Origin of the sequence: Arboricoccus pini (assembly GCF_900187945.1) — a bacterium.
In the GTDB taxonomy this organism is placed as follows: Bacteria; Pseudomonadota; Alphaproteobacteria; order Geminicoccales; family Geminicoccaceae; genus Arboricoccus; species Arboricoccus pini.
In genome coordinates, this window is record NZ_FYEH01000024.1 from 1 (window position 1) to 7,907 (window position 7,907).

Annotated in this window: 8 protein-coding genes and 1 pseudogene; 1 reads left to right on the top strand and 8 read right to left on the bottom strand. The window is 60.6% G+C overall.

The features are described from left to right. Positions 1-571: 571 nt before the first annotated feature. The 8 genes and pseudogenes from CFB17_RS18640 to CFB17_RS18670 form a co-directional block, all read right to left on the bottom strand. Positions 572-1,726 (bottom strand): glycosyltransferase family 4 protein, encoded by a 1,155-nt coding sequence (locus CFB17_RS18640; protein ID WP_088563094.1) that lies wholly within the window; start codon positions 1,724-1,726, stop codon positions 572-574. Between the two features lie 57 nt (positions 1,727-1,783). Beyond that, positions 1,784-2,995, bottom strand: coding sequence for a glycosyltransferase (locus CFB17_RS18645; protein ID WP_088563095.1), 1,212 nt, complete (start codon positions 2,993-2,995; stop codon positions 1,784-1,786). 101 nt (positions 2,996-3,096) lie between these two features. Then, entirely contained in the window at positions 3,097-3,837 is a 741-nt protein-coding gene (locus CFB17_RS18650) for an exopolysaccharide biosynthesis polyprenyl glycosylphosphotransferase (RefSeq protein WP_088563096.1), read from the bottom strand. A gap of 392 nt (positions 3,838-4,229) precedes the next feature. Next, entirely contained in the window at positions 4,230-5,060 is an 831-nt protein-coding gene (locus CFB17_RS18655) for a class I SAM-dependent methyltransferase (protein ID WP_133063961.1), read from the bottom strand. A gap of 572 nt (positions 5,061-5,632) precedes the next feature. Further along, positions 5,633-5,902, bottom strand: coding sequence for a hypothetical protein (locus CFB17_RS19520; RefSeq protein ID WP_207762188.1), 270 nt, complete (start codon positions 5,900-5,902; stop codon positions 5,633-5,635). A gap of 9 nt (positions 5,903-5,911) precedes the next feature. Beyond that, entirely contained in the window at positions 5,912-6,103 is a 192-nt protein-coding gene (locus tag CFB17_RS19525; RefSeq protein ID WP_207762189.1) for a hypothetical protein, read from the bottom strand. 5 nt (positions 6,104-6,108) lie between these two features. Then, positions 6,109-6,270: pseudogene (locus CFB17_RS18665) on the bottom strand (recombinase family protein); the annotation flags it as partial. 226 nt (positions 6,271-6,496) lie between these two features. Then, complete coding sequence (locus CFB17_RS18670) at positions 6,497-7,531, bottom strand: zinc-binding alcohol dehydrogenase family protein (RefSeq protein WP_088563098.1); 1,035 nt, start codon at positions 7,529-7,531, stop codon at positions 6,497-6,499. Positions 7,532-7,634: 103 nt separating this feature from the next. Between CFB17_RS18670 and CFB17_RS18675 the strand changes: the two genes are divergently transcribed. Continuing rightward, positions 7,635-7,907: winged helix-turn-helix transcriptional regulator (locus tag CFB17_RS18675; protein WP_088563099.1), on the top strand; the 273-nt coding region annotated here is incomplete at its 3' end.

Genomic DNA, 7,907 nt, shown 5'->3' on the forward strand with positions numbered 1-7,907 from the left:
GCCCAGAAGGGGTAGCGGCGCCGTGGCGGCTTGGGGGCGAGGTGATCGGTCCAGTCCATGGGGCCTACCGTACAAGGAATATAGTCTTTATACAACCGGTCTCATGCGCCACCCGCTGTTCGACCCACCCCAACCCCATGGGTCCAGGGGCCTTTCGGCCCATCGACAGCAAAGCTGTCGATCCGTGCTCGCGCAGCGAGACGTCGATCATCAGATCGCCGAGGGTCGCCGAAGGCTTCCTCCTCACGCTCGGGTGATCAAACAAGGGGTGCTGCGCGACCGGGTGTCTGCCACACCGGGGATCATTCGACGGGAGCCGGGCTCGGACGCTCGGGATTCGGTCGCCCCAAGACAAGGACAGGGATCGGGCTCTCAGGGCCTGTGCATCTGCCCCAATACGCGGACCGCGACGATGCGCGGCAATCATGATCAGGCGGGGCAAAGTCCGCCCTTGGGCGTACACGGTTCGAGGCTTTCCCATCTCGCAGCCCGTGCCCGAAATAAGGGCCGGGTTGCAGGTGGGACGACAGCCTGGACCGATTCTGGTGCTGCGTTCGCCGCGCAGCGAGGGTTACTGACGGACGGGCGCCAGCATGGGCACGGGCGGCAAGGCAAGGACTTGAAAATAGTCCTGCCAAGCCTGGCACATGGAGTCCGTCGAGAAGAGCCGGGCCTTATTGGGGCCTGTTACTGAGAACCGTGCGCGTAGGTCTGCATCGGCGGTAAGCCGCGCGATGGCGGCACCCAACGCCACGGCGTCGCCTGGCGGCACGAGAAGGCCGTCGGTCTCGTGATCGACGATCTCGAGAGCACCGCCAGCGGCGGTAGCGATGACGGGCTTACCAGCTGCCATGCCCTCGACGATGACCTGACCGAACGGCTCGGCGGCGACGGAGGTATGGGCGATGGCATCGCAGGCGGCCATGAGTGCGGGCACGTCGTGGCGGTGGCCGAGGAAGCGGACCCGATCGGCGATGTTCAACTGGCGGGCCAGAGATTGCAGCTGCTCGCCATAACCGGTTTCGCCGAACTGGGCGGCGCCGACGATCCATGCCTCGACATGCGGCAGGTTGGTGAGCGAACGGAGCAGAACTTCCTGGCCCTTCCAGGCGGCGATCCGGCCAAAGCAGCCGACGACGAATCGATCACTAGGCCTAGCGGAAGGTACCGCATCGGCAAAGGCATTCAGATCGACACCTGGATAGACGACCTTGGGAAGATGTGCCCGGCCACCCGCCTGGATGAACGCCTCGGCGGAGGCGCGCGAATTAACGACGACGCTGGATGCCGCCCGGTTGGCGAGACCGACGCCCATATGGCGCATGAGGGGCGAGAAATGCTCGCCATTGACGATGTCGTTCAGTCCCCAGATGAGAGGCTTGCGAACGAGAGGCTGCGTCAGGGCCGTCAACACGAAGGCTTTCTGCGAGAAGCCGACCGTCACGTCATAGCGCTGGCGGATCGCAGCCAGCCGCGGCAGGAGAGTCGCCAGCTTCGGCGCGACGCGTAGGATGGTACCCACGCCCGAATGACGACGGACCTCGTTCGCCGAGGCATCCATCGGCAGAACTTCGACATTGCAGCCCGAGTCCCGAAGATCCGTGACCAGGGGTCCATGGGACAGCGCTAAAACCGTTGCCTGGGGCCCCAGCCCTTTGGCCAAGCGGGCCAACAGCAACTCGGCGCCGGATGGAACCGCCGTATGGGTGACGAACAAAACGTGCATGAACCCCGCCCTGGACAGTGCCGTCCAAGAAAATGATGCGTAATCGCTGGAGTAGTACTAAGCGACGCGGGGTAGGTTTGTATCAGGCACAAGCGCCGAGATCGTACCATAGTCCGCAGCACACGCCGATGTTACCGCGGCGCGGAGTTCGCGATCGAAACGGGCAGGGCCGAACTTGAGCGCGTGCGTCCGGCAGGCCTGGGAATCGAACTGCTCGCGGATCGTGACAAAATGCTGGACAGCTGCCACGATCGCATCGGCGGTCGGGGCATCGAACAGGAGGCCGGTCGGCGCCTCGCCGGGTCGGCCGGGCGGGATGACCGTCTCGGTGAGGCCGCCCTTGCCAAGGCCGATCACCGGTGTGCCGCAGGCCATGGCCTCTACCGGCGAGATGCCGAAATCCTCCTGTGCGGCATAGACGAAGGCAGCGGCCTCGGCGACGTGCCGGTTCAGGTCCTCGTCAGACAGGCGCCCCATGATCTTGACGTTCGGCCCAGCCAGCTTCTCGAGCCGCTTGCGATCGACGCCATCGCCAATGACCAGAAGTTCGCGCTCTGGCATCCGGTTGAAGGCCTCGATAATGAGATCGAACCTTTTATAGGGGACGAGCCGGCCGACGGTGACGAAATGGTCCTTGCGCTCCGACTGGGCCGGCCCGCAGGCGAACTGCTCGACCTCGACAGGCGGATAGACGATCTGGGCCTGGCGCCGGTATGCCTTCATCGCACGGCGGGCGATGAAGCGGGAGTTTGCCAGATAGACGTCGACGCCGTTGGCGCTGCGTACGTCCCAGATGCGCAGATAATGCAGGATGCAGCGCACGACGAGGCTAAGCGGCCCCTTGGCGAGCTTCATGTCCTGAAGATATTCCTTTTGCATGTCCCAGGCATAGCGCATGGGCGAATGCAGGTAGCAGACATGGGTCTGGTCGGGTGCCACGATGACGCCCTTGGCGACCAGGTAGGAGCTGGAGAGGATCAGGTCGTAGGCAGAAAGATCGAGCTGCTCGACGGCGATCGGCATCAGAGGAAAATAATAGCGGTGCAGCCGCCGCAGCATGGGCAGACGCTGCAGAAAGGACGTGGTTACCTTGCGGCCGCCCAGAAACCCGCGTTTGTCGTCCGGCAGGATGTCGAAGAGGGCGAACAGGTCGGCCTCCGGATAGGCGGCGAGCATGCGCTCCACCACCTTTTCGGCTCCCCCATAGGTGTAGAATTGATCGTGTACGATCGCAACGCGCGGCCGCCGGTCCGTCTGGCCCTCGCTCATTGCACATGTCCTTCAATAGGGGCGACAGCCTGGAAAGTGACGCGGCTTAGGGGCGGCGCTGTCAAGGCAACGCCGCCCCGTCGTTCAATCAGGCTGATCGATCAATAGGCGTTACTATCATTGATGGTCGTGAAAAGCGTCATCACCATGATCTTCACGTCGAGGGCAAGCGACCAATTCTGGATATATTCCAGATCGAGGTCGATCCGCCTTTCCATCGATTCGAGCGTCTCGGTACCGCCCCGAAAACCCTTGACCTGCGCCAGGCCGGTGATGCCGGGCATCATATTGTGGCGCAAGCGGTAATGGGGGATGAGACTGGAATAGTGGACGTCGTGCGAAATGGCATGCGGCCTGGGCCCGACGAGACTCATCTCACCGCGCAGCACGTTGATGAGCTGGGGCAGTTCATCGAGGCTTGAGCGACGCAAGAAGCGGCCAAGCGGTGTTATTCTGGGATCGACGCGCTGCGCCTGGACGACTTTGTCGGCGGCGCCGCCGGCGCAGGTCTCCACATACATGGTGCGAAACTTCAGCACCTGGAAGGGCTTCTCGTCGAGACCGTGGCGGCTCTGCTTGAACAAGGCAGGACCGGGAGAGGATAGCTTGACCAGCACTGCGATCGTCAGGAGCAGGGGCGCCAGGAAAATGAGGCTGACGAGCGCTACGCCACGATCCATTGTCGACTTGGACAGACGAGCGATCCAGCTCCGATCCCGCCAATGGCGGATGATCTTGCTATGGTCGGCGCTCGCGTGCGACGGGCGGTTATTGACGTAGCCGGTTGCACCCTGCCTGTTCACCGCCGCCGCTCGGTCCATGTCCAGTGAATCAGTCGCCATGAAGTTCAATCCTAGACCGAGTCCAAATCAATACATCGAAAACGATATAATTTGCATAAAATGCCTGGAATTGACTTCGTGCGGTATTTCCGAAGCGTTCCGATCACGAGCCGCGTTTTTGCGCCACGCGACCTTCGAAGTCAAATCCAAACGTTTTTCAACCAATTTGCTGCGTCCTTGAGTACGGCAGGTTGAGTCCTTCCTTCCTAGGACTCCATATCGTTGAGCGATGTGCGCGCTTCAAACAGGCATACCCCACCGCTGCAAAAATCAATCAGCGCGCCGGGACCATATCCAATACGGCCACACAAGTCAGGTTAATTACGCACGCCCGCATTGGAGTATGCGCACATGCCACACGGGACGACCTCGGCCCCTTGCCCCGCGCTAAGCTATATCTTACGCGCGAGGTAATAAAACCAGCTCGCCTCGCGCGGGGGCCGCGTCGCGTCGCCGACGATCTCACCGCGGTCAGTCAGGATGCGATCGATGATGAAACCCTGCCGATTGAGCTCGGCGGCGATCGCCCGGCATGTGCTGAACATAGCAAAGACGCGAAACCCAAAGGCCGGCAACAACCTGAGCGAACGCTCGACCCCTCTTTGCTCATGCGTGGCTAAAAGACCGATTCGCCCGTTCGCATTGAAGAGGTCGCGCAACGACCTGCGCACATTACCGGCAAGCGTGCGCAGGTCGCACCAGCGTCGCGGCATGAAGAGGCCGATCCGGCTTTGCGCCCAGGGGCCCTCGTTATTGAAGCTCGAAAAGACGAACAGGCCCTGCGGCCGCAATACCCGCCTGACCTCGCCCAGGATAGCCCGTCGACCAGCCAGATCCATTGCATCCAGGCCGGCGCAACTGAAGAAGGCAAGGTCAAAGGCGCGGCTTTCCAGCCCGTTCATATCCCGCGCATCCAGACAATGAAGCGATGCTTCGGGAAAGCGCAGCCTCGCGGCTGCGATCATTTTGGGGCTGATGTCGATGCCGACATACTCGCTGGCCATGGGCTCCAGCAATTCTGTGGTCCGCCCGCCGCCGATACCAATGTCGAGCACGGCGCCATCGGGCTGCCTGCGCAAAGCGTAGGCAAGAGCCTCTCGCTCGCCTTCATCCAGCCAGCCGCTCGCCATGGCATAGTGCCGGACAATATCGTCAGCACCCCATGCGGCAATATTGACCTCGTCCATGGTCGGCGCGACGTCTTTTAAGGAATCCACCGCCATTTGACCATACTCCGAGGCCCAAGCCGCCGCGATCGTCGCTCGGACATCGCTGCCCAATGTCAGTTTGCGACGTCGGCGGCCTATTCACGCCGCAACGGCCATATCGAAATATGTATAAACGCCGTTTAAGGAAAATTCGAGATAAATTGATTTGGCATGGCGGTTAGAGTGCCACCGGCGACGTCACAAGCACGCTAGCTGGTGACCGGTTCCGGTTCCTACTTTGGCCTTAGAGGACGGAATGCCCTCGCGAAGACGGCACCTGGAAGAGCACCTCGCGCATGCGCAAGTCCCATCGACCCGACCAAGCCCCTATGACTTAGTCGGTTATTTGGGCGTTTTCTGGCCTTTGGGTGGCAATTGATTGGTGGATTTGCCGGGGCCGGTGCGTTTTTGGGCGCGGGGGGAGCTAAGTGGTGCCGGTGGAGTATTTTTCCGGGGCGCGTATTTTCAGGGCGGCCCTGCGCCCGGGGCGCATAGTCTGGCGGAGGTTTTTGAGGGGACGATTTGGTTGCGGGGACGCGCGGGCACTGCTGGCATAAGACGGTTATACTGTTTGATTTCTTCAGGTTTCACGAAATCGAGGATGCCCATGAGTTCGCCGCGTAGCTCGGCCTGGACTTCGCCGCGCTTGGTGTCGGGCGGAGAACGATTTCCCCGATGAGCGAACGAAGCACCTGGGCTGCTTCCCGGCCGCCGTCCGGGTCCTCCAGCGCCTCGGTGAACCGCACCACGTTCTGCCGGTAGATGTTGGCGACGTTGGGATGTACGTCGGGGATGTCGGTCGGATTCTGCGCCAGACGTTCGGTGATCTCCGCCTTCTGCCGCTCAAGCTCGTCCATCCGCGCCTATCATGCTCGGCTGATACATTCCGTCCTCGAGATCGCGGCCATGATGCCGGCAATGGCCCGCTCGCTCTTCCGAAGCGCGCGATGGTCGCTTTCGGCCTGCGCCCGCCGGTCGTGGTTCAAGCGGTTCATCTCTTCCGCATAGGCCCGCACGGCTTCCGCAATCGCTTCAGAGGAAATGAGCCGGTCCTGCAAGCCTGTCCCTTCAGGCCGACATGAAGCTCGCTGATCTCGCCTTCTGCCAGGGTGACGATCTGCACGCCAGCGAAGCGCAGATGCTTGAACAGGGTGACGACGTCCGCCTGATCGCGGGAAATCCGATCCAACGCCTTGCCCCGCACCACATCGAACCGGCCGCGCTGAGTCGTTCAGCAGATGGTCGGTCTGATAGATCATGAGATTATCGCATTGCCAGCGGGCTGAAGGGGCGATCAGTCCATCCAGCCCCAAGAAGGCAAGTGCCGCACCGATATTCTGCGTCAGCACATAATCGCGCTCACTGTACCGTGCCATGTCCACGCCCAGCCGTTCGAGGCTGACGCGCGCGCGGCAACCATGAAATGACGCAGGTGGCGGAGATCCATCTCGTTACCGATTGATCGCATTGGCCGATATTCCCGGCAACACGATTTTACCAAGCGCTCGGCCGCTTTCGACAAGAAGGTGGGCTTCTCTCAGACTAGCGGCGTCGAGTGATCCTAACTCCCTGCTGACGGTCGTACGCAGCAGCCCTACATCGACCAATGACGCCACCTCATTGAGGATTTTATGCTGGGCGATCATATCCGGCGTTGCAAACACCGGGCGCGTAAACACCATCTCCCAATGCAAAGATGCACTTTTTGCTTTCAATGGAGAGGCGTCGAGTGTGTCGTGGTCAGTAATAATCCCGAGCTTGCCTTGTGGTGCAATGATCGCGCAAATTGCGTCCCAATGCTGGGCAGTTTGATTAAGCGCCGCTATGTGTGTGATCGGCGGCGCGTTCATCGCAGCAAGTTCTTCTGTCATCGACTTCGAATGATCAATGACATGATGGGCACCAAGCTTCAGACACCAATCATGACTTTCGTTACGCGAAGCAGTCGCAATCACCTCAAGTCCAGTCAGACGGCGGGCAAGCTGAATCAGCATAGAACCGACACCTCCCGCGCCACCGATAATTAGCAAAGCACCTGAGTTGCTTAGCTTGCCGGGGACGACGCCCAATCGATCGAACAGCAGTTCCCATGCGGTCAAAGCAGTGAGGGGAAGCGCCGCCGCCTGTGTGAAGGTCAAACTCGATGGTTTGGAGCCGACGATACGCTCGTCAACTATATGTAACTCAGCATTCCCGCCGGAGCGACTGAAACTGCCGGCGTAATAGACGTCATCGCCAGGCCGAAATAGTGTTACCTCGGAGCCCACGTCCTGAACGGTGCCGGCGACATCCCATCCCAGGATGTCGACGGCTTTGCCCACCGGCACGCTGCCCTGGCGAACTTTGGTATCGACCGGATTAACCGACACAGCGTGCACGGCAACGAGGAGGTCGTGCGCAGCAGGAACAGGAGGGTCCCGCTCGAAATCAAAGAAGCAGTGTGGGTCGGATAAGGGCGAGGCCGGACGATAGCCGATGGCTTTCATGACGTTTCCCATGACAGACAATGTCTGTCTGAGATCGTCACGGCGCCCACTTCCGTAAATACGGTCATTTGGCGTATTAAGTTCCCGAAAGGGAACTGCCGCGATGAAGATCAAGCACTACGTTGATGTTCCGGGCTGTCCGGTAGAAGTGACGCTCGACCTAATTAACGGCCGATGGAAGGGGGTTGTGCTCTTCCATCTGCTCGATGCTGGTTGCCTTCGCTTCAACGCGTTGCACAGGCGTCTCCCTGGCATCACGCAGCGTCTTCTGACAAAGCAGCTACGTGAACTCGAAGAAGCCAGTCTGGTCAGTCGAGAGGTCTATGCGGAAGTACCACCACGGGTGGAGTACCGTGTGACCGAAGAAGGCGAAAGC